Below are 21,876 nucleotides of genomic sequence, written 5' to 3'. Positions count from 1 at the left end.
GTGGGAGACGCCCCCGCCGAGGGTCCGCAGGGGCGACGTCAGGGCGGCCCTGCTCGCCCTCCTCCACGAGGGGCAGCGGAACGGCTACCAGATGATCCAGGACATCGAGGAGCGCAGCCGCGGCGTGTGGCGGCCCAGCCCCGGGTCGGTCTACCCGGCGCTCCAGCAGCTCGAGGACGAGGGGCTGGTGGCGGCGGACGAAGCGGGCGGGAGCCGAACGTACCGGGTGACCGAGCAGGGGCGCGCGCAGGCCGCCCGGCACGCCGGCGAGGCGCCGTGGGAGGAGGTCGCCCGCACCGTGCCGGCCGGCCACCACGAGCTGCGCCTGCTCTGGGCCCAGCTCAACGAGGCCTTCTCCCACCTGGCCAGGACGGGCAGCGACCGGCAGGTGGCGGAGGCCAAGAAGCTGATCAAGCAGACCCGTAGGTCCATCTTCCACATCCTCGCGGAGGGCTGAATGGATGAGAACGCGGCGGTGGCCGTGCAGGGGCTGCGGAAGTCGTACGGCAAGGTCGACGCCGTCAAAGGCGTGGACTTCGAGGTGCGCCCCGGCGAGGTGTTCGGCTTCCTCGGCCCCAACGGCGCCGGCAAGACCACCACCATCAGCATGCTCTGCACCCTGGTGAACCCGACCGGCGGCGGCGCCACGGTCGCGGGGCACGACGTGGTGCGGGAACGCGACGAGGTGCGCAGGAACATCGGCCTGGTCTTCCAGGACCCCACCCTCGACGGCTACCTGAGCGCCGAGCAGAACCTGCGGTTCCACGCGGAGCTGTACGGCGTGCCGAAGCGCCTGGTCGGCGACCGGATCCGGCAGGTGATGGAGATGGTGGCGCTGTGGGACCGCAGGGACGCCAAGGTGATGACGTTCTCCGGCGGCATGAAGCGGCGGCTGGAGATCGCCAGGGGGCTGCTGCACTCGCCACGGGTCTTGTTCCTGGACGAGCCGACCGTCGGCCTCGACCCGCAGACCCGCTCGGCCATCTGGGGCTACATCAACCAGTTACGGCTCATGGAGGACATCACCATCTTCATGACCACGCACTACATGGACGAGGCCGAATACTGCGACAGGATCGCGATCATCGACCACGGCGAGATCGTCGTCATCGACTCGCCCGAGGCGCTCAAGGCCAGCGTCGGTGAGGACCGCGTGCAGATCCAGACCGCCGACGACACCGCGGCGATCGAGGCGCTGCGGGAGCGGTTCGGGCTGGAGGCGGCCGTGCGCGAGGGCGCGGTGACGTTCGCCGTGCCGGCGGGCGAGGCGTTCGTGCCCCGGTTGTTCGCCGAGCTCGGCATGCCGATCCGGTCGGTGAGCGTCTCCCGGCCGTCGCTCGACGACGTGTTCATGTCCTACACCGGCTCCACGATCCGCGACGCCGAGGCCGGCGGCGACACCATGGCGTGGATGCGTGCGATGGCGAGGCGGTAGTCATGGCGACAGAGACCATCGGTGTCCGGGTGCCGGCCCGCAGCGCCGGTCACGACCTCCGGGCCGTCAAGATCGTGCTCCACCGGGAGATGTTGCGGTTCGTCAACGACCGCACCCGCATGTTGTCGATGCTCATGCAGCCCGTGTTGTGGTTGTTCGTCATGGGCACGGGTCTGGGCTCGCTGGTGCAGGGCTCGATCCCCGGGGTCGACTACCGCACGTTCATGTATCCCGGCATGATCTCCATGACCGTGATCATGACGGGCATGTTCTCCGCCGGGTCCATCGTGTGGGACCGCGAGTTCGGGTTCCTCAGGGAGATGCTCGTCGCGCCCGTGTCGCGCGGCGCGATCGTGGTGGGCAAGTGCCTGGGCGGCGCCATCGTGGCCACCGGGCAGGGCGTCGTCATCCTCGCCATGGCGGGGCTGGTGGGCGTCCCCTACTCCCCCACGCTGCTCCTCACGCTGCTGGCGGAGATGTTCCTGGCGGCGTTCACGATCACCGCCTTCGGGGTGATGCTGGCCGCCCGGATGAAGAACATGCAGACGTTCTTCGGGCTGATGCAGATGGCGATCATGCCGATGATGTTCCTGTCGGGGGCGATGTTCCCGCTGGCCAACCTGCCCTCGTGGCTGCACGTGCTGACCGTGGTCAACCCGATGACGTACGCGGTGGATCCGATGCGGCAGGCGGTCTTCTCGCATCTGGACGTGCCGGCCCACGTGAACGCGGTGCTGAACCCGGGGGTGACGTGGTTCGGCCGGCAGGTGCCGGTGCTGCTGGAGCTGGGCGTCGTGGCCGCGCTCGGAGCGGCGCTGCTCGGCGTGGGCATCGCCCAGTTCAGGCGGGCCGAGTAGACCGGGAGCGACGAGGCCCGGGGCGGTGCGCCCCGGGCCTCGTCGTGTCAGGTGTCAGGCGGTCACCGTCTGACGCGGACGTAGTCCGAGCCGCTGGTGTCGCCGTAGGCGTCGTCGTCACCGCGGAAGACGAACCTCCAGTGACCCGACCGCCAGGCCTTGGCCTTGGTGTAGAGGCGGCCGCTGTCGCTGGACCAGGTCGTCTTCACGTACTGCCACGAGCGCGAGCCCAGCGGCCTGAAGTACAGCGACACCCGGCCCTGGTACCCCTCCCAGGAGCCTTCGTCGTCGATCTGCAGCAGGCCCCTGATCCTCAGGTGGGAGCCGCGCTTGACCGGCTCTGGGTACGCGTTGACCCTGATCAGCCGCGTGTCCGCCTTCTCGGGCGGCGGCTTGACGGTCACCCAGTCCGGACGGCTGGCCGTGCCCTTGACGCCGCGGGCGCCGTCGTACTCAGCGCGCCACCAGCCCGAGCTCCGCGCGGTGGCGGAGGCGTAGAAGCGGCCGTGGCGGCTGGTCCTGTCGCTCGTGACGTACGTCCACCGGTCAGAGCCGGCGGCCTTGAAGAAGATCTCCACCCGCTCGCCGGACACGCGAGCGCGGTCCTCGATCCGCAGGGAGCCGGAGAAGCGGAGCCTGTCGCCCTGCTCCACGGGCTCGGGACGGGCGTCGAAGCGGGAGATCCGGCTGTCGAGCCTGGAGCGCCTGACGTCGACCCGGTCGGAGTCGCTGACGGACGCCTCGGCCGCGGACGTCGCCGCGAACTGGGCGCGCCACCAGCCGGTGGCGTCGACGCGGACGCGGGCGCTGAACCAGCCACCGCGGCCGGTCCGCACCTTGGCGACCTCGCGGTAGGCGTCCGTGCCGCGCTCACGGAAGGTGATCGCGACGGACTGGCCGGAGTAGGCCTCGCCGTCGGCGAGGAGCCGGCCGGAGACCCTGATCCGGTCGCCCTTGTCCACCCGGTCGGGGCGGGCGCCGAAGTTGGCGATCTTGGTGTCGAGCAGTTTCTTGACGACCTCGAACGTCCCGCTGCGGGACGCGTCGCCGTCGCCGGTGGCGGAGGCTCTCCAGCCCCACTTGCCGACGTTGCCGGCGTCGAAGGACTTCGTGCCGGTCCACTTCGTCCAGTTTCCACGCTTGGCCGGCGTCAGGGTGACGGGCGTGTCGACGCTGACGTCGCCGGGCGCCTTGACCGTGAACGCGGCCTTCTCCGCGCCCTTGGTGTAGAAGCTGAACGTGGCCTTGACCGCGCCCTTGGAGACATCGATCGGAGGGCCGGGGTCGATGCTCACCCTGACGATGGCGGGGGCCTGGGCCGCCGTCGCGGCGGTGGACGCCGAGACGACCGTCCCGGCGGCCAGCACGGTGGCGAGGGCGGCTACACGGATGCGTTGTAACATGCGGGTTCCTTTCTGGAGACCCCATTGGTCCAACGCGGCATTGAGGGTGCCACGTGTGTCACCCCAGTAGACGTGCTCGCGAACGGGAAGGTTGGGCATTCTGACAAACAGTCATAAGTTGGGGTCAAAGGGACCGCTCCACAACATGTCACCGGCGTCCGGCAGACGGCGGCGCCGAACAAAGACATAATCGAGCTGTGGCGCGCGACACAGTTGAGACTCATTTCACCCAGGCCGTTGCGATGCTTGAGGCGGGCCCCGCCCGAGATCCCGGGCAGCCGGTCCGCGACGGCGTCGCCATGACCGGCGAGCGGTGCCGCACCCTGTTCCGCCGCCAGCTCGACAGCCGGCTGCTCGACGTCGCCGCCCGCTGGCTGCGCGCGCAGGACGAGGGCTACTACACGATCGGCTCCGCCGGTCACGAGGGCAACGCGGCCGTCGCCGCCGCCCTGCGGCCCGGCGACCCCGCACTGCTCCACTACCGCTCCGGCGCCTTCTACCTCACCAGGTCGGAGCAGGCCGGGCGGCTGCCCGAGCAGGGCATCCGCGACGTGCTGATGGGCCTGACCGCGGCGGCCGACGAGCCGATCGCGGGCGGCAGGCACAAGGTGTTCGGCCATCCCGACCTGGCCGTCATCCCGCAGACCTCGACGATCGCCAGCCACGTGCCCAGGGCCGTCGGCGTGGCGTTCGCGATCGAGCGGGCGCGGGCGCTCGGCGTCAGGTCGGCCTGGCCGGAGGACGCGGTCGCCGTCTGCAGCTTCGGCGACGCCTCGATCAACCACGCCAGCGCCCTGTCCGGCTTCAACACCGCCTCCTACGCGACCTACCAGGGGCAGGCGCTGCCCCTCCTGTTCGTGTGCGAGGACAACGGCATCGGCATCAGCGTCCGCACCCCCAAGGGGTGGGTCGAGGCGGCCGCGCGGCGCCCGGGCATCGAATACTTCGCCGCCGACGGCTGCGACCTGGCACAGGCCTACGACGTGGCCGTCCGCGCCGCCGAGCACGTACGCGAGCACCGCTCCCCCGCCTTCCTGCACCTGTCGACCGTGCGGCTCATGGGGCACGCCGGCTCCGACGTCGAGGCGGCCTACCGCACGCAGCGCGAGATCAAGGCCGACCTCGCGCGCGACCCGGTGCTGCGGACGGCGGCGCTGCTCGTCGAGGCCGGGCTGGAGACCCCGGAAGGGCTGCTCACCATGTACGAGTCCGCGCGCGAGCACGTGCTGCGGATGGCGATGGAGACGACGCGCAGCCCGCGGCTCGGCTCGGCCCGCGAGGTCATGGGGCCGATCGCGCCCCGCGACCCCGAGCTGATCGCCAGGATCAGCCCGGTGGCGGCCACCGGCGAGGCCAGGGAGAAGGCGTTCGCCGGGTCGCTGCCGGAGAACGAGCAGCCGCTTACGCTCTGCCAGTCCATCAACCGCACGCTCGCCGACGCGCTGAGCGTCTATCCGGAGATGACGGTGTTCGGTGAGGACGTCGCCAAGAAGGGCGGCGTCTACGGCGTGACCAGGGGGTTGCAGAAGCGGTTCGGGCCCGGGCGGGTGTTCGACACGCTGCTCGACGAGCAGGCCATCCTGGGGCTGGCGCTCGGCTCGGGCGTGTCGGGGCTGCTGCCGGTGCCCGAGATCCAGTACCTCGCCTACCTGCACAACGCGCTCGACCAGATCCGCGGGGAGGCGGCCACGCTGTCGTTCTTCTCGCGCGCCAACTACACCAACCCGATGGTGGTGCGGGTGGCCGGCTACGCCTACCAGAAGGGGTTCGGCGGCCACTTCCACAACGACAACGCGGTGGCGGCGCTGCGCGACATCCCAGGGCTGGTCATCGCCTCGCCGTCGCGCCCCGACGACGCCTCGGCCATGCTGCGCACCTGCCTGGCGGCGGCCCGCACGTCCGGGTCGGTCTGCGTCTACCTGGAGCCGATCGCGCTCTACCACACGCGTGACCTGTTCGAGCAGGGCGACGGAGGCTGGCTGGCGCCCTACGCGCCGCCCGGTCGCTGGGCCGAGACGCACGTCCCCATCGGGCGTGCCCGCTCCTACGGCGACGGGCGCGACCTGACGATCGTGACGTTCGGCAACGGGGTGCGGATGAGCCTGCGCGCCGCGGTGCGGCTCACCCAGGAGGGCTACGGCTGCCGCGTGCTCGACCTGCGCTGGCTGGCGCCGCTGCCGATGGAGGACCTGCTGCGGGCCGCGGAGCTGACCGGCAACGTGCTGATCGCCGACGAGACCCGGCACTCGGGAGGCGTGTCGGAGGGCGTCGTGACCGAGTTGCTCGACGCCGGGTTCACCGGGTCGATCGCCCGGGTCACCTCATCCGACAGCTTCATCCCGCTGGGCGGGGCGGCCGACCACGTGCTGCTGTCGGAGGAGGAGATCGAGCAGGCGGCGCGCAAGCTACTCGGTTGAGCGCGCCACCGCGCCCCTGATGCACATGGGCTTCGACCAGGCCACGGTCGACGACTCCGAGATGCGCAGGGGCACGCCGACGACGAAGCAGTAGCCGGTGTCGGGGTCGAGGCCCGCGACACGGGCCGAGGTGGCTCCCTGGGCGAGCGCGGTGATGCGCTGCTCGCCCTCTTTCACCGGGGAACGTTGCAGCACGACGGGATAGCGGCGGGCGCCGGCGGGCAGCGCCCACCGCAGCTTCACCAGCGCGCCCTGATCCGCCGTCACCTTCAGGGCACGCGGGGCCAGCGCCGCCACGTCCCGCTCGTCGATGGGCTCGGGCTCGCCGGTGCCCCGCTGGGAGGCCGGCGGCTGGGTGGTCGTGCGCGGGGGCGGGCTCTGCTCGAGCGACAGGTGCACCGCCAGCGCCGTGCCGCCGGCCGCGATGACGGCGATCCCGGCACCGATCACCAGGTTTCTCGGCGGCCGCGACGATCCGGCCGGGACGCCTGGCCCGCGGGGCGCCGGCCCACCGGTCGCGACCGGGCCGGCCGGCCCGGTCGCGTGCGGGTCGTGGCGGGGGTAGAACACCGTGGACACCGTGGACACCGTGGACACCGTCGACACCGCCGACCCCGGCCCCGGATCCTGGCCCACCAGGTCCGTCACCGGCAGGCCCAGCTCCCCCTGCACCTCCTGCAACGTCCGCGCGAACTCCCGCGCGGAGGCGTACCGGGCCTCGGGGTGTTTGCACATCGCCCGCAGGATCGTCTCGAAGACCGGCGGCGGCACGTCGGCGCGGTTGAGGGGCGGCGGCTCGACGCTGAGCACGCGGTACATCAGCGGCGCGATCGACGGGTCCGTCGCGTTGTGGAAGGCGGGCTGGCCGGCCAGCAGGTGGTAGAGGGTCGAGCCGAGCGAGTAGATGTCGGTCGAGACGGAGTGGGGGGCGCCGGTGAGCACCTCGGGGGCGGCGTGCAGCGGGGTGAACGCCTGCGCGGTGGCCGAGATCTCCGCGTTGTCGACGACCCTGGCCACGCCGAAGTCGGCGACGGCGGGCTCGCCGTACCGGGAGATGAGGATGTTCTGCGGCTTGATGTCGCCGTGCAGGACGCCGGCCTCGTGCACGGCGGCCAGCGCGCCGGCCAGCTTGACGCCCGCGCGCAGCGTGTCCTGCACGGGCAGCGGGCCCTCGCGGCGGACCTTGTCGCGCAGCGAGCCGTGCTCGAAGAAGTCCATCGCGATGTACGGTTTGCCGGAGCGGGTCACACCGGTGTCGAAGACGGTCACGACGTTGGGGTGGCCGGTCAGGCGGCCGGTCAGCTGCAGTTCCCGCTGGAACCGGCGCATGGTGCGCTGGTCGACCCGGTCGACGGAGAGCACCTTGAGCGCCACGATCCGGTCGAGGCGCTCCTGGTAGGCGCGGTAGACGACGGCGAACCCGCCCCGGCCCGCCTCATCGAGCACGCGGTAGCCCGGTGCGTCCTCGACTGGCAGCACGGCACTCCCCCCTGTCACGGAGCTCGCAGGCGAGTTTAGTGGGGGAATGCGAACCTAGAGAGGATTCATGAAGTATGCGGCGAAAGCCACCGAGGCGAGCGACACCAGCAGGAAGAAGAACACGTAGAAGCCGCCCGGCAGGATCGTCAGCCTGGCCAGCTGGTCGGCGTCGGAGTCACGGGCCTGGCGCCGGTGCCGCTTGCGCTGCAGCTCGATGATCGGCCGGATGCCGCCGAACAGCAGGAACCACACCGCCACCAGGGCCACGACCTGCTGCACCTCGGCCGGAGCATACATGATCAGGGCGAACACCGCGCCGCCGGTGGCCAGCAGGATCAGGGCGCCGTACAGGTTGCGGATGAGCAGCAGCATGCAGACCAGGAACAGCAGCACGACCCAGATCAGCAGCGTGATGCGGCCCTGCTCGGTCAGCCACGCCGCGGCCAGGCCCAGCAGCGAGGGCGCGAGATAGCCGGCCAGCGCGGTCAGCACCATGCCGGGACCGGTGGGCCTGCCCCTGGTCAGGGTGACGCCCGAGGTGTCGGAGTGCAGGCGGATGCCTTCGAGCTTGCGCCGGGTGGCCAGCGCCATCAGCGCGTGGCCGCCCTCGTGGGCGATCGTGATCAGGCCTCTGGAAACCTGCCAGGGCAGGCGGAAGCCGACGAGCACGAGCGCGGCGAGAGCCGAGACCCCCACGACCCAGGGGTCGGGGTCAGGCTGAACCTCGATCAGGTGGGCCCAGAACTTGTCCATCGAGGGAGAACCCTATCCAGGTAAAGTCCTTCCCGTGGCCACAGAACGACATTCTGACGCGGAGGTGCCGGACTGGTGGCGGGGCCTCGGCCTGCCCGGCCTGATCGACCTGCACGTTCACTTCCTGCCCGAACGTATGCAGCGGCGGGTCTGGCACCACTTCCGCCACGGCGGCCCGCTGGTGGGCGACGGCTGGAAGATCGAGTACGAGTGGCCGGTGGAGGAGCGCCTGGCGCGGCTCAGGGAGATGGGCGTACGCACGTTCCCCGCCCTGGCCTACGCCCACAAAACGGATATGGCCGCCGATCTCAACGCCTGGACCCTCGACTTCGCCCGCCGTACACCGGAATGCCTCCCGTCCGCGACCTTCTACCCCGAGCCTGGAGTCGTGGACTACGTGCGCCGGGCGCTCGCGGACGGCGCCCGGATCTTCAAGGTGCACCTGCAGGTCGGCGGGTTCGACCCGCGGAGCGAAGAACTGGACGAGGTGTGGGGGCTGCTCGCGGAGGCCGGGGTGCCGGTGGTGACGCACGCCAGCTCGGTGCCCGTCCCCGGAGGTCACGTCGGCGCGGAGCCGATCGGCCGGGTGCTGCGCCGCCATCCCGCGCTCCGGCTGGTGATCGCGCACCTGGGGATGCCTGAGTACGACCCGTTCTTCGAGCTGGCCGCACGTTACGAACGGGTCGCGCTGGACACCACGATGGCGTTCACCGACTTCGCCGAGCGCGGCATGCCGTTCCCCGCCCGGCTGCGGCCCGCGCTGCTTGACCTCGGCCTCGCGGGGAAGGTGGTGCTCGGCAGTGACTTCCCGACCATCCCGTACGCCTACGCGCACCAGCTCGACGCGCTCGCCCGGCTCGGCCTCGGCGACGCCTGGCTCAGGGCCGTGTGCTGGGACAACGGCGCGGACATGATCTGATAGGAAAGTGAACGATCGGCACGTGGCGCTCATCAGCGCCTTCTACGACGCTCTGGGGCGGGCGGACTTCGCGGCCATGGAGAGCTGCTACCACCCGGAGGTCAGTTTCGGCGACCCCATCTTCCAGGAGGTGGAGGGGCGCGAAAGGGTCATGCGGATGTGGCGGCTGCAGCTCGGCGTCCGCGACGGGCTGAAGTCCGCCTACTGCGACGTGACGGCGGACGACCACAGCGGCACCGCGCACTGGACGGCCCGCTACACGTTCTCGCGCACGGGACGCGAGGTCGTCAACGAGATCGACGCGCTGTTCAGGTTCGAGGACGGCCTGATCGTCCGCCACCACGACGACTTCGACTTCAGGCGCTGGTCGAAGATGGCGCTCGGCAGGCCGCACGGGCTGCTGTTCGGCTGGACGCCCATGTGGCGCAAGTCCATCAGGGACCGGGCGGCGCAGCAGCTCGACGAGTTCCGGCCCGCGTAACCGTTGGGAGGGGCATGGCCAGGGTCAGAGGGTTCAGGCGCGGCACGGACGCGCGCGAGGAGGCGCCCGAGCTCTCCATGGACCCGCGCGCCTCGGAGGAGCCGCCCTACCGGCCGACCGTCATCGACAACGCGATCTACCGCGACGGCGAGCGCGTCGACAACCCTGGCTCGCTCGCCGACGCCTTCGAACGCCTCAAGCAGGAGCCGGGCAGCATGGCCTGGATCGGCCTCTACCGGCCGAAGGAATGGGAGCTGGTCAAGCTCGGCGAGGAGTTCCAGCTGCACGAGCTGGCGCTGGAGGACGCCATCGTCGGCTCCCAGCGGCCCAAGGCCGACCGCTACGGCGACACGCTGTTCGTGGTGCTGCGGGCCGCACGCTACCTCGACGACGTGGAGGAGGTCGCGTTCGGGGAGCTGCACCTCTTCGTCGGCCCCAACTTCGTGATCACCGTACGCCACGCGGAGGCGCCCGACCTGCACGGTGTGCGCCGGCGCATGGAGTCGGACCCCGCCTTGCTGCGGCAGGGCCCGCAGGCCGTGCTCTACGCCATCCTCGACGCCGTCGTCGACGGCTACGCGCCGGTGGTGGCCGGGCTGCAGAAGGACATCGAGGAGATCGAGGTCCAGGTCTTCGGCGGCGACCCCTCGGTCTCCCGCCGCGTCTACGAGCTGTCGGGCGAGGTGATCGAGTTCCAGCGGGCCACGGCGCCGCTGGTCGGGATGATCCACGGGTTCATCGCGGGGGCGGCGAAATACGGGGTGACCAGCGAGCTCGAGAGCTATCTGCGTGACGTGGCCGACCACGCGATCACGGTGGCGGAGCGCATCTCGTCCTTCCGGCAGATGTTGCAGAACATCCTCATCGTCAACTCGACGCTCGTCACGCAGGCGCAGAACGAGGAGATGGCGCGGATGACGGAGGCGAGCATCAGGCAGGGCGAGGAGGTCAAGAAGATCTCCGCCTGGGCCGCCATCCTCTTCGCGCCGACCCTGGTCGGCACCATTTACGGGATGAACTTCGACTTCATGCCCGAGACCCACTGGGCGTTCGGCTACCCGTTCGCCATCCTGCTCATGGCGGTGGTCTGCCTGGTGCTCTACACCGTCTTCAAGCGCCGCGACTGGCTCTGACCCCTGCGCGGGCCGGATCCGTGCGGCGCCGGCTCACCACGTCGCCGCGACCACCAGGCCGACCACGATCACGCCGACGATGGTGACGCGCCACGCGACCAGCGCCCGCCTGCGCCCTGCGCCGTTCACGGACGGCCCTCAGGAGTCCTGGCCGAGGCGTTCTTCCAGGCGTTCGAGGCGCTGGACGAACGGCTGGAGCTCCTGACGGATCGCGGCCGCCAGCCTCGCCTGCACGGCGGCCCCGGCCGCTCCTTGCGCGCTCGCTCCGCCCTGCGCGGCGGGGGCCTGGGCCTCGGCGCGCAGGTGGACGTATCCGGCCAGGGCCGCCACCACCGCGCGCCGGGTGAGCCGGGGCTCGGCGCCCAGCCCGCGCAGGACCTGGCCGGCGATCCCGTCGGGCTCGGCGACGAGGCCGAGCAGGAGGTGCTCGCAGCCGACGTAGTTGTGGCCGAGGGAGGTGGCCTCGGTGACGGTGAAGTCCAGGGCGTTGGCGGCCTCGGTGCTCAGGGCCAGCGGCGCGTCGCCGTCCGTGGCCGTGGCTCCCTCAGGCCGCTGGGCCTGCCGGTGGCGGGACAGGTCGCGCCCGACCTGCTCGGGGTCGATGTCCATGGCGCGCAGCACGTGCAGCGCCAGGTTGGCGCCCTCGCTCAGCATGCCGGCGAGCAGGTGCTCGGTGCCGACGCTGGTGGCCCCGTCGGCCCTGGCCGCCTCCTGGGCCAGCTTGACCACCACGACGCGGGTCCTGGGAGTGAGGTGAGCCAGCGCTCCGGTCGGCTCGTCGAGGTCTTGGGGGACCAGGGCCATCTCCCTGATGGCGGTCACCCGGCGCACCGCCTGCTCCAGGGCGCGCTGGCAGATCGCCGACACCGGGACGCCGGCTTGCTTGACGGCCTCGGCGAGCTCGTCCGGTAGGTAGACATTGATCTTAGGCATGACCCCACTATAACCCCAAGGGGGTGCTATGCCAATGCCCGATCATGCGGGACTTCTCCGACCGGCCGCCCAACGCCAGGGGGCAGAACGCGCAGCGGGCTCACCCCCGCGTGAGGGTGAGCCCGAGTCGTGGGCGATCCGGTGCCGGGCGAAGAAGCCGCGGGCCGCGGGCCTGAGCATGGAGAGCGCCTGATGGCCTTCGTCGACTTTCGGGGGTCTTTGACCTGCGATCGCGCACTCATGGTATATCACCCGTCACGCTCCGCACCGCCGGATGACGGAAATCGTCGGCGCCGCCGGTGGGTCGAGGCGACGGTGCTCGTCAGCGGGTCCTGCAGTGACCGGCCGTACGGCGCCCGAAGGGTCACGGGGCCACCCGGTGTGCGCACGGTCAGCGAGCCGTCGGAGCACGACAGCGGCGGCTCGGCGGCGCCGGGCACGATCACGGTCAGCACGCGGGCCGCCTCGGGGGACAGCACGGTGACGACCTCCGACGTGCGCAGGTGGCCGGGCGAGATCAGGCCAGGACGCACCGCCTGACCGGCGCCGGGGAACTGCAGCAGCGTCACATGGAAGTCCCCGTCACCGAGCACGATCGTCCCCTCCCGCCGGGACACGAGCCTGAGCGAGGGGTCGAAGTGCCACAGGCTGCGCAGGGTGCCCGACGGCACGGAGTCGTGCACGGCCATCAGGTCAGGACCGTGGTTGACGAGGACGCGCCGGGTCCTGCGCACCCCGTAGGCGTCGTCGGCCAGCTCGAGCACCACCGGCCCCTCATGGGGGAAGCCGTCCGCGCGCACGTCGGCGGGCCCGTCGCCGATCGGGACGAGGCGGCCGTCGGGCTGGGTGGCGTGCGCGATCTACGCCTCCAGCGCCGCCCGCCTGGCGACCAGCCGTCCGAGCGGCTCCGTGCCGCTACCGCGGATCGCCCGCAGGGCCACGCCGAGCCTGCGGTGCACGTACAGGCCGTAGCGGGGGCCTGCTCGTGCAGCACGCCCTGCGCGTCGATGGCCAGTTCTGCCGAGGCGGTCATCCTGCGCACGGCGAGGTCCCGCCACCGGGCTCGACCGAGCCGGCAGCCGACGACCAGCAGCGCGATGTCCTGGTCCAGGCCGTGGTTGTGGCCCTCGCGGTAGAGCGCGGGGTCGGCCAGGAGCTCACCGTGCGCGGCCAGGGAGTCCCACAACCAGCGGGCGGCCAGGGCGCGGGCGCGGTCGAGGTGGGAGGGCTCGCCCGTCCGCTCGTACTCGGCGACCAGGCGGCCCAGCCAGCGCAGCGTGTGCAGGTTCAGCGCCCACGAGCGGTTGCCGTGCGGGTTCGCGGTCCAGTCGACGTCCGTGCCGAGGTCGACGGCCGGCTGCCCGGCGAACCTGACCAGCCCGCGCATCACCTCCTCCACCTTGATCACGGGAAACTGGTCGCTCAGGCAGATGGTCCTGCCTGACGTGGTGCGGGCACGCCGGAACACGTCGTGGCTCCTGTGAGAGGGCGCGCGGGACCCGCGCGCCGCGCCGATGAATGCGGGGAAGGCTAGGGGAGGTGGTCCGGCCCCCGGTCGGTCCAGCCCGCGCCGAGCACGAGCTCGGAGCGTCCGCCGGGGCCGCCGTCCGAGCAGGACAGCACCTGCGAGGTGACCGGGTCGATGATCAGGGTCCGCTCGACGCCGGAGGGCAGGTCGAACGAGAACGCCTCGCCGGCGCGCCCCCGCGCGGCCGTCGATCCGGCGCTCCGGCGTCCCGTTCATGACGAACTCCGGGGTCCCGTTCATGACGAGGACGAGCGCGAGGGCCGCCGCGACGGCGGGGACCGCCAGCCACGGCAGCCGGCTGCGCCGCCGGCCGGCCCGCACCCGCCGCCACACCCTGGCCTGGTCGTGCGGCCCCGGACGCGGCTCGCCGTACAGGTCGCGCACGCGTGCCAGCTCATCCATGGACGAGCACCTCCCCGAGCAGCGCCCGCAGCTTCTTCCTCGCCCGGTTCAGGCGGGAGCCGACGGTGCCGTACGGGATGCCGAGCGCGGAGGCGATTGCGTCGTGGCTCAGGCCGGCGAGCGCGACCAGCAGCAGCACGTCGCGGTCGCGCCGGTCCATCGGCCAGGGCGGCGGCGAGCTCGGGCCGCAGGCTCTGGGCGCTGACCCGGACGGCCACCGAGTCCTTGTGCCCGGGGGTGTCCATGTCGGGGCCGCAGCGGCCGAGGGCGCGCAGGGTGCGGGCCTCGAGGCGGCGGTGCTTGCCGATGAGGTTGGTGGCGATGCCGTACAGCCAGGCGCGCACGCCCGCTCTCGACGGGTCGTAGCGGTCGCGCTTGCGGAACGCGGTGAGGAACGTCTCGGCGACGATGTCGTCCGCGTGGTCGGCGCCGAGCCGTTGGGCCACGTAGGTGTGGATCTCCGCGAAGTGGGCGTCGAACACCGCCGCGAACGCCGCGGCGTCGTCCAGCACTCGTGGCGGGCGTGCGGCCGCCCAGGGCACCGGCGTCAGGATGGTCTCCCCCGTCATGTGCACCCTTCCGGTGTGTCAGTCGTCATCTGTTATCACCCGACACACCGTTCTGCTTTCACGGGCGCGCTGCCCCGGGAGGGGCCCGGCGGTTGTCAGACGGGGATCATCGCAGGAGGAGGCGGTTACGCAGGCGGGTGGTGAGCGGGGTGCCGGCGCGGACGGCTCTGCGGATGGCGTCGCTGCGTTGCCAGGCCGCGGTGGCGGCGGCGTCGGTGACGCCGTCGGGGGCGTACCGGACGTAGTTCGAGATCTCGGCCAGGGGGCGAAGATGCGTGGATATTTCCGCTGAATGGCGGGTGACGACGTCTTCGGCCGTCAGCGCGCGCTCCCCTCTCGACCCCAGGTCGTCGCACGCCTGCCGCCACGCGCCGAGCACCCGCGGGCCGGGCCCCTCCGCCCTGCGGCGGCTGCGCCTGCGCCACCACGGCAGGACCGCCGCCACGGCCGCGTACACGACCAGCAGCCCGCCACCGGCCGCCGCCGTGACCAGCCACGGGTCCGGGCCGCTCGGCGGTCGCTCGCCCTCGCCCGCGGGCTGCGGCTGGGACGTCCCTGGCCGGTCGCTCCCGCCCTGGGACAGCTCGCCCGCCAGCGCCTCGCTCTCCTCGATGGCCGAGGAGACGACCTCGTGGTCGTCCTCGGCTCCGCTGCGGCCCGGCGTGGGGTAGAACGGGCGCCAGCCGAGCCCCTCGAACTTGATCTCCGCCCACGCCACCACGTGTCCTGATTTAACGTGATAAACACCGCCGGACTTCTCTCCCGGCCGGAACCCCACGACCACCCGCGACGGCAGGCCGAGCGTCCTGGCCATGAGCGCGAACGTGGCCGCGAACTGCTCCGACGTCCCCCTGTGCGTGGTCCGCAGGAAGAACTCGAGCCCCTTGAGCGAGTGCCCCGGAGGAGCGGTGACGTCGTAGGAGGCGTTGGTCCGCAGGTAGGTCTGGAGCCGGTACGCCTGCCTGATCGGCGTGTCGACGCCCTCGGTCGCCTCCTCCGCGAGCCCGCGGAACAACAGGCGCTGCGGCCCTTCGGGGAACGCGGTCAGGCTCGCGTCGTCCGCCGGGGTGGCGTCCAGCAGGTCCTGCTTGGCGGGCCTGGCCACCCGCGAGGTCACCTCGTAGCTGAACCCCTTGCCGGGCGCGGCGGCGGCCAGCAGCGCGCCGCTGTCCGGGTCGACCGCCAGCCCGCGCACCCCGCCCACCTCCTCGGGCCGCTCGGCGGCCGGCAGCCAACTGCCCGTCAGCCCGCCGAAGGTCACGGTCTGGCGCACGACGTCCGCCCGGCCCGTCCACTCCCCCTCCGGCACCCGGCCGCCCGTCGGCTGGAAGCGCGCGCCGGAGGTCCACCGTACGCCGTCGTACCGGTCGAGCACGGCCAGCCGCCAGTTGAGCGGCTGATCCGCCTTGACGGTGAACAGCTCCCTGTCGGGGATCTGCAGCCACGCCGAGACCCGGTCGAGCGGGCTGACGCTGTCCACGCGTACGGGCGGCGGCAGGTCGGCGTCCTCCCGAGGGTTGTACGGGTGCGCGGGCACGGGCAGCAGCGGGCCCGCGACCAGCGCCAGGGCGGCCAGCGCCGCGGCGGCGGGAACGCCGCCCAGGAGCCAGGCCGCCGGGCGGTTCTCGCGGACGAGGGCCAGCGCCGCGATGAGCACGAGGAGCGCCGCCGCGACCGGCAGGTTCGATCCGGCGCCGTCGACGCCCAGGAGGAGCGCGACGCCGTACACGACGAGGGCGGGGACGGCGGCGGCGATCCTGGTCCTGGTGCGGGCCAGCGTCTCGGCGCCGACGGTGGCCGCCGCCCACACCAGCGTGTGGACCAGCACCAGCAGCCGAGGCTCCGGCTGGGCGGGCAGGAGGGTGGTGAGCAGGGCGTGCCACGCGTTCGCCACGTCGGCGAACAGGGCCGGCTGCGGGCCGCCGTACAGGAGGACGGCGCCGGCGAACCACAGGACCAGGTCGATCGCCAGGGCCAGCCACAGGGGACGCCTGCCGGTGAGCGCCGCCACGGCGGGCGGCGCGAGCGCGGCGGGCACGACGGCCATGAGGAGTGCGGCGCCGGGGAAGACCCGGTGGAACCCCCACCCGGCGACGCCCGCGACGGCCGCCACCAGCACCAGCCCGGCCAGCCGCCGCCACCCCGCAACGCCACCCGGTGAGCCGGTCGATGAGCCGGTCGATGAGCCGGTCGATGAGCCGGTCGGTGGTGGTGCGGTGCCGCGGTGGCGGCTCATCGCGACCCCCACGCGTACGGGAGCGCGTCCAGCGACGACATCGGCACGACCGTGACGCCGAGGACGCTCACAGGCCCCTGGCCCGCGTACACGCAGATGACGCGGTCGAAGCGGCGCCGCACCCCGGCCGCGCGGGCCGCCTCCGACGGGTCAGCGGTGACGAGCACAAGGGAGCCTCCGCCGCGCGCCACGCGGATCGTCTCCGTGACCCCCGCCGTGCCCGCCTGGACGAGGGCGAGCCGGTCCAGGACCGTCTCCGGGCCGGCCTTCACGTCCAGCAGGGGGCCGTCGCCGGTGAGGACGCGTACGGGGAAACCGGCCTGGGCGGCGGCCAGCGCGACGGACGCGGCCGCGTCGACGGCCGGCTCCGTGAGTCCGCGCGTGTCGAGCACCACCGTGGTGGTGGGCAGGCCGGCGTCGATGAGCCGGCGGACCATGAGGGTCCCGGTGCGGGCGCTGGAGCGCCAGTGGATGTGGCGCAGGTCGTCGCCGACGACGTACTCGCGCAGGGTGTGGAAGGTGACGGTGCCGCTGGGCGCGTTGTCGCCCGCGGGGCCTTCCAGGTGGTGCGCCCTGCCGGACGGCGGGACGGGGAGCGGGACGGTGCGCGGGCGGACGAGGAGGGTGGCGGGCCGGCCGTACTCCCTGACGCGGCGCGTGAGGCCGAACGGGTCGGCGCGCACGAGGCGCAGCGGGCCCACCGGGATCTCGCCGCGGACGTCCGTGGGCAGCGGGTACGAGACCGTGCGCCCGGCGTTCCTGGGCAGCCTGGGCAGGTCGATCGTGTGCTCCGACGCGCCGATGCGGTCCTGCGCGCGCAGCCCGGACAGGCCGCGGCGGCCGAGGTTGCGCACGTTCAGCACGACCACGGCGGCGTCCCCGCGCGGCACCTTGAGCGGCGTGACCTCGCGGCTGATCGCCAGCCTGGGGCGCGGAGCGGTCCAGGCGAGCGCGGCGCCCAGCGCGAGCAGCCCTCCGGTGGCGAGCACGACGGGCTCCAGGTAGCCGAGCGCGAACCCCGCCACGTACAACACGACGGACCCGGCGAGCGTGCCCCAGCCCAGCGGGGTGAGCACGGCCGGCACCTACGCCGCCTGCGGCACCGGCATCCCGGCGAGGATCTCGCCGAGCGCCGCCGCTGTGGTGACCTCGCGCAGTTCCGCCTCGGGCGTGAGGATCAGGCGGTGCGCGAGCACCGGTACGGCCAGCGCCTTGACGTCCTCGGGGACGACAAAGTGGCGTCCGGCGGCGGCGGCCTTGACCCTCGCCGCGCGCAGCAGCGCGAGACTGCCCCGGGGGCTGGCGCCGAGCCGCACGTGCGGGCTGGTCCGGGTGGCGGCGCACACCGCCACGATGTAGTCGTAGACGGGGTCGGCCACGTGGATGCGCGAGGCGAAGTCGATCATCCCGGACACGTCCGACGCCCGCGCCACCATGGGCAGCCGCTCGACCTGCGGCCCGGTCGGCATGCCCTTGAGCACCTCGACCTCGGAGACGTGGTCGGGGTAGCCGACGGAGATCTTCATCAGGAACCGGTCGAGCTGGGCCTCGGGCAGCGGGTACGTGCCGTCCATGTCGACGGGGTTCTGCGTGGCCACCACCAGGAACGGCCGGGGCACCGGATGCGGCTCGGCGTCCACCGTGACCCTGCGCTCCTCCATGACCTCCAGCAGCGCGGCCTGGGTCTTCGGCGAGGCCCGGTTGATCTCGTCGGCGAGCACGATGTTCGCGAAGACGGGCCCGTGGTGGAACTCGAACTTCTGGTGGGCCTGGTTGAAGATCGACACGCCGGTGATGTCGCTCGGCAGCAGGTCGGGAGTGAACTGGATGCGCCGCCACTCGGCGTCCACGCTGGCCGCGACGGACCGGGCGAGCGTGGTCTTGCCGGTGCCCGGCACGTCCTCGACGAGCAGGTGCCCCTCGGAGAACAGGCAGATCAGGGCCAGCTCGATGACCTCGTGCTTGCCGCGGATGATGCGCTCGATGTTGGCGGCGAGCAGTTGGAAGCGCTGGGCGAACTGGCCGGCCAGCTGGGCCGGTTGCTGCGGCGGCTGCGGCTGCTGCTGGTACGGCTGCACCGTCTGCTCGAAGTGGTCCGGGTGGTTGTACTGGGTCAACTGAGTCCCCTTCTCAGTCGGTGCACTCGTAGAGCGGCGCGGCCGGGAACCCGCCGCGCGGCGTGGCCATCAGGGTGTCGCTGATGTAGGCAGTGCCCCCGTTCCACTCGATCCTGTCCCAGATGTCACTGGTCTCCCCGGTCTGGTCCTCGCGCACCGACTTGCCCTTGACCTGGCAGATCACCGTGAGGTTGAGGTATTTGCCCTTCTCGATCTTCCCGATCTGGCAATCGCCCGTAGGACACGAATTGATCTTCGAGTTGGTCTGGTCGTTGTTGGCGTTCTTGTAGGAATGTTTCGGGTACGCCAGGTCCACCTCGGTCGTGACCACGTCCGGGCTCTCCCCCGCCGCGTTCCTGGCCTTGAGCTTGAACGTGTGCTTCCGGTTGTTCTTCAGCCCGTCGACGGTGTGCGACGTGCCGGTGACGCGGGCGGTCTCGGCGCCGGTCAGCTCGTAGGTGACGCCCTCACCGGCGTTCGCGGGCGCGGTCCAGCTGAGCTGGGCGCCCCGGTTCCTGGCCTTGGCGGTGAACCCGGACGGCGAGCCGGGCGCCACGCACGGCTTGATCCCCGCGCTCGGCTCCGACTCGACCTCGCCGCCCTCCCAGTGCGCGACCACCACGAACGTGTACTCGTCCGCGCAGTCGCCACCGGTGAACTCGAACCGGTAGGGCCCATCGGCGTCCACGGATTCGGGGACGGAGCCGCCGCCCGACGCCCTCAGCGTGTACCGCTCGACCTTGCCGCCGGTGGACGGGCTGAAGCTCACCGTCACCTTGCCGGGGCCCGACCTGGCGCTCACCGCGCCGGGCGCGGACGGCGCGCTGGGCGCGGGCTCGGGGCTCGGACTTCTGGTCGAGGTGGGCGTGGGCCTTCTCGTGGGCTCGCGCGTCGGGCCGGACGTGGGCCGCTCCTCCCGCGTCCGCGTGGGGCGGGGGTCGGCGCCGGTCTCCTCGACCGGGTCGGGGCGGGTGTCACTGCGCGTCGGCTCGGGACGCGGCGTCTTCGGCCTGGGCGTGCTGGTCGGCCCGGGCACGTCGGAGTCGTCCTTGTCGATGGCGTGTTCACGGCCCTCGGGGTCGATGACGACGGCCTTGTCGCCGTTCTCGTCGTTGGCCCAGAGCAGGCCGTCCTTGACGAACACGTCCACCGGGCCGGGCCTCTCGGCCACCTGCAGCGCGGTGGGCTGTCCCCCTGCGGCGCTGTCCCAGACGATCAGACCGCCGGTGCTCTCGTCGGGCACGTACACCTTGGAGCCGAGCATCTGCGGCACCCCGAGCTTGGCGGGGTCGTCGGTGGCGAACTTGGTGCTGAGCACCGAGTTGGACGCGGTGTCGATCACCACGAGCAGCCCCGTGTCGGCAGCCGAGAGCACCGGCACCAGCGGGCCCTCGGTTCTGGCGGGGGTGAGGGCGCCTCCCCTGGCGGCCCTGGTCACGTCCTTGGGCAGGACGATCTCGCCCACGCCGCCGTCCGAGCCGATGATCGTGGCGGTGGCGGCCCGGGTGTTGACCACGACGGGCAGGCCGCCGGCGATCGTGACCGACAGCTCCTCGCCCGGCTCGCCGACCTTGAGCGGGCTCGCCGCGACGCCCTGCGACACCGGCACCACCTCGCCCTTGGCGGTCACCGGCACCCACAGCCGGCCGCCGCCGTCGATGCGGGCAGGCCCGAGCGGCCCAGGCAGGGTGATGGGGGCACCGACGGAGTTGAGCGTGGCCGGGTCGATCTGCTGGATCCGGCCCGAGGCCGGGTCCACGGCGTACCCCGCCGTGCCGGACACGGCAAGCTGCAGCCCGGCCGCGCCGAAGTCGCGGGTTTGGGCGACGCTGAGCTGGCTGGGCTCGACGCGGCTGACGTATCCGGTGCTGTCGTCGACGAGCAGCACGTCGCCGCCGTCCTGCACGACGCGGAGCTGACGGCCCGCCTTGTCGTCGAGATAGCCGTCGACCTCTCCGGACAGGCCGTTGACGTGCACGATCCTGCCCTTGGCCTTGGTCCAGAGCCACGCGCCGACGTCGGCCAGCTTGGGGTTGGCGCTGGACACGCCCACGCCGAACCACGCCGCCGCCGCGACCAGGCACGTGGCCACCACGGAGGCGATCACCGCCGTGCCTCGATCACCTCGGAGCATGCGCGTCCGCACCGCTAACTCACCCCGTATGCACAGTTACAGAGCGTTTTGCCCCCGCCTTACCGGGCATCACCTTAGCGCTCAGCCGTCGCTTGTGCGTATGTACTCGCTGGTACGGGCATGGGTTCGCCAGGAGACGGCGGAGAGTGTCGGTGCGAAGCCGTACCTTAGTCCCCGTGCCAGAACAGCCTCTGACCCTCGACGCCGTCCTCACCGACGAGGCCGTCCTGTCGACCTACCGCCGCATGTTCGCCGCGCTGGCCCGCGACAGCGGGGCGGTGGTCGACGACCCGGCGCTGGTCGACATCGCCGAGACGTTGTTCGCCGCGTTCGCCGAGGCGGGCGAGGAGTGGCTGACCCACGAGCAGATGCGCTTCGCCTGCCGCGCCTACCCCACCGACCAGTTCGACAACCGGCTGCGGGTGCTCAAGGGGCTCGGGGCGATCCGCGAGGTGTTCCCCAAGCCCAACCAGCTGCGTTATCGGGCGTCGTTCACCAGCGTGGTCGGGCTGATGTTCATCCGGCGGATGATGGACGACGGCGGCCAGTCGGAGATGCACCGGCTGCTGGCGCTCGAAGACCTCAACGTCGCCGACCCGCGCACCACGATGGAGGAGGCCAGGCAGAGCGCGGTCAACCTGACGCGGGCGTTCCGGCTGTGGGCGCTGGAGCTGATCACGCTCACCATGGGCACCATCGAGGAGCTGCGCGAGCAGGCGCCCAAGCTGTGGGGCACCGAGGAGATCGCGCGGCGTGCGCAGGGCCTGCACGGCACGATCCTGACCCGCTGGCCGGAGCTCGACCGGGTCTGCACCGACCTGCGCGCGGCGATCTACGCCTACAGCGACGCCTCGCGCCGGGCCGCCGGGCGGCTGGCCGACTCCGCCGGCACCACGCGCAACCTGACGCTGCTGCCGACCGAGACGTGGCGCACGTTCGCGCAGACCGCCTCCAGGGAGCGGCTGGCGGCCGTGCTCGACGGGTTCGTCTTCGACGCGCCCGCGCCCTGGCACGATCCCGCCGCCATCGCCCGCGCCGTCGACGAGGCGCCGCGGCCGGCGCCCGCCCAGCCCACTCCCC

General features: G+C 72.2%; 19 protein-coding genes and 1 pseudogene. 8 read left to right on the top strand and 12 right to left on the bottom strand.

Features of this window, described 5'->3' with window-relative positions; all coding sequences use genetic code 11:
- The 3 genes from E1292_RS40475 to E1292_RS40465 all read left to right on the top strand — a co-directional run.
- Positions 1–457: PadR family transcriptional regulator (locus E1292_RS40475; protein WP_132604166.1), on the top strand; the 457-nt coding region annotated here is incomplete at its 5' end.
- Complete coding sequence (locus E1292_RS40470; protein WP_132604163.1) at positions 458–1,435, top strand: ATP-binding cassette domain-containing protein; 978 nt, start codon at positions 458–460, stop codon at positions 1,433–1,435.
- 2 nt (positions 1,436–1,437) lie between these two features.
- Positions 1,438–2,292: an ABC transporter permease gene (locus tag E1292_RS40465; protein ID WP_132604160.1), complete on the top strand. Its 855-nt coding sequence runs from the start codon at positions 1,438–1,440 to the stop codon at positions 2,290–2,292.
- A 62-nt stretch (positions 2,293–2,354) separates the two neighbouring features.
- Here E1292_RS40465 and E1292_RS40460 read toward each other — a convergent pair whose 3' ends face one another.
- Positions 2,355–3,695 carry a hypothetical protein gene (locus tag E1292_RS40460; protein WP_132604157.1) on the bottom strand — a complete coding sequence of 447 codons (1,341 nt, stop codon included), beginning with the start codon at positions 3,693–3,695 and terminating at the stop codon, positions 2,355–2,357.
- Positions 3,696–3,937: 242 nt separating this feature from the next.
- On the opposite strand from E1292_RS40460, the gene E1292_RS40455 reads away from it, so the two are divergent.
- Entirely contained in the window at positions 3,938–6,112 is a 2,175-nt protein-coding gene (locus E1292_RS40455) for a thiamine pyrophosphate-dependent enzyme (protein ID WP_165974994.1), read from the top strand.
- Here the strand turns inward: E1292_RS40455 and E1292_RS40450 are convergent.
- Positions 6,101–7,591 carry a serine/threonine-protein kinase gene (locus tag E1292_RS40450; protein WP_132604151.1) on the bottom strand — a complete coding sequence of 497 codons (1,491 nt, stop codon included), beginning with the start codon at positions 7,589–7,591 and terminating at the stop codon, positions 6,101–6,103. The two genes, E1292_RS40455 and E1292_RS40450, sit on opposite strands and share 12 nt — an antisense overlap.
- Positions 7,592–7,645: 54 nt before the next feature.
- Entirely contained in the window at positions 7,646–8,344 is a 699-nt protein-coding gene (locus tag E1292_RS40445; protein WP_132604148.1) for a M50 family metallopeptidase, read from the bottom strand.
- 34 nt (positions 8,345–8,378) lie between these two features.
- Here E1292_RS40445 and E1292_RS40440 point away from each other — a divergent pair, with 34 nt between their 5' ends.
- The 3 genes from E1292_RS40440 to E1292_RS40430 are packed head-to-tail and all read left to right on the top strand — an operon-like array spanning position 8,379 to position 10,877.
- A complete protein-coding gene (locus E1292_RS40440; protein WP_246090671.1) occupies positions 8,379–9,263 on the top strand; it encodes an amidohydrolase family protein in 885 nt (294 codons plus the stop codon).
- Positions 9,264–9,270: 7 nt separating this feature from the next.
- Positions 9,271–9,744 carry a nuclear transport factor 2 family protein gene (locus tag E1292_RS40435; RefSeq protein WP_132604145.1) on the top strand — a complete coding sequence of 158 codons (474 nt, stop codon included), beginning with the start codon at positions 9,271–9,273 and terminating at the stop codon, positions 9,742–9,744.
- A gap of 14 nt (positions 9,745–9,758) precedes the next feature.
- Positions 9,759–10,877: a magnesium and cobalt transport protein CorA gene (locus E1292_RS40430; protein WP_181958371.1), complete on the top strand. Its 1,119-nt coding sequence runs from the start codon at positions 9,759–9,761 to the stop codon at positions 10,875–10,877.
- Between the two features lie 138 nt (positions 10,878–11,015).
- On the opposite strand, the gene E1292_RS40425 is transcribed toward E1292_RS40430, so the two are convergent.
- The 9 genes and pseudogenes from E1292_RS40425 to E1292_RS40390 all read right to left on the bottom strand — a co-directional run bounded on the left by E1292_RS40425 (position 11,016) and on the right by E1292_RS40390 (position 20,796).
- Positions 11,016–11,810 carry a Clp protease N-terminal domain-containing protein gene (locus E1292_RS40425; protein ID WP_132604142.1) on the bottom strand — a complete coding sequence of 265 codons (795 nt, stop codon included), beginning with the start codon at positions 11,808–11,810 and terminating at the stop codon, positions 11,016–11,018.
- Positions 11,811–12,058: 248 nt separating this feature from the next.
- Positions 12,059–12,577 (bottom strand): hypothetical protein, encoded by a 519-nt coding sequence (locus E1292_RS40420; protein ID WP_132604139.1) that lies wholly within the window; start codon positions 12,575–12,577, stop codon positions 12,059–12,061.
- Positions 12,499–13,278, bottom strand: a complete 780-nt coding sequence (locus E1292_RS55565; protein WP_342775758.1) for a hypothetical protein — start codon at positions 13,276–13,278, stop codon at positions 12,499–12,501. Before E1292_RS55565 ends, E1292_RS40420 begins: the two co-directional genes overlap by 79 nt.
- Before the next feature lie 454 nt (positions 13,279–13,732).
- Positions 13,733–13,900: a sigma factor-like helix-turn-helix DNA-binding protein gene (locus E1292_RS55560; RefSeq protein ID WP_342775759.1), complete on the bottom strand. Its 168-nt coding sequence runs from the start codon at positions 13,898–13,900 to the stop codon at positions 13,733–13,735.
- A gap of 178 nt (positions 13,901–14,078) precedes the next feature.
- Positions 14,079–14,309 (bottom strand): annotated as a pseudogene (locus tag E1292_RS55555) (sigma factor); the annotation flags it as partial.
- Between the two features lie 106 nt (positions 14,310–14,415).
- A complete protein-coding gene (locus E1292_RS40405) occupies positions 14,416–16,545 on the bottom strand; it encodes a transglutaminase TgpA family protein (RefSeq protein WP_132604133.1) in 2,130 nt (709 codons plus the stop codon).
- Positions 16,542–17,621 (bottom strand): DUF58 domain-containing protein, encoded by a 1,080-nt coding sequence (locus tag E1292_RS40400; RefSeq protein ID WP_132604130.1) that lies wholly within the window; start codon positions 17,619–17,621, stop codon positions 16,542–16,544. The genes E1292_RS40405 and E1292_RS40400 overlap by 4 nt, the downstream gene beginning before the upstream one ends.
- Before the next feature lie 9 nt (positions 17,622–17,630).
- Complete coding sequence (locus E1292_RS40395) at positions 17,631–18,662, bottom strand: AAA family ATPase (RefSeq protein ID WP_220447303.1); 1,032 nt, start codon at positions 18,660–18,662, stop codon at positions 17,631–17,633.
- A gap of 13 nt (positions 18,663–18,675) precedes the next feature.
- Positions 18,676–20,796: a fibronectin type III domain-containing protein gene (locus E1292_RS40390; RefSeq protein ID WP_132604127.1), complete on the bottom strand. Its 2,121-nt coding sequence runs from the start codon at positions 20,794–20,796 to the stop codon at positions 18,676–18,678.
- Positions 20,797–20,972: 176 nt separating this feature from the next.
- Between E1292_RS40390 and E1292_RS40385 the strand changes: the two genes are divergently transcribed.
- A partial coding sequence (locus E1292_RS40385) for a hypothetical protein (protein WP_132604124.1) occupies positions 20,973–21,876 on the top strand: 904 nt, incomplete at its 3' end.

Source organism: Nonomuraea deserti (genome assembly GCF_004348685.1).
Lineage (GTDB): Bacteria > Actinomycetota > Actinomycetes > Streptosporangiales > Streptosporangiaceae > Nonomuraea > Nonomuraea deserti.
The sequence above is the reverse complement of the archived record's forward strand: the minus strand, read 5'-3'. Positions and strand labels throughout refer to the sequence as shown.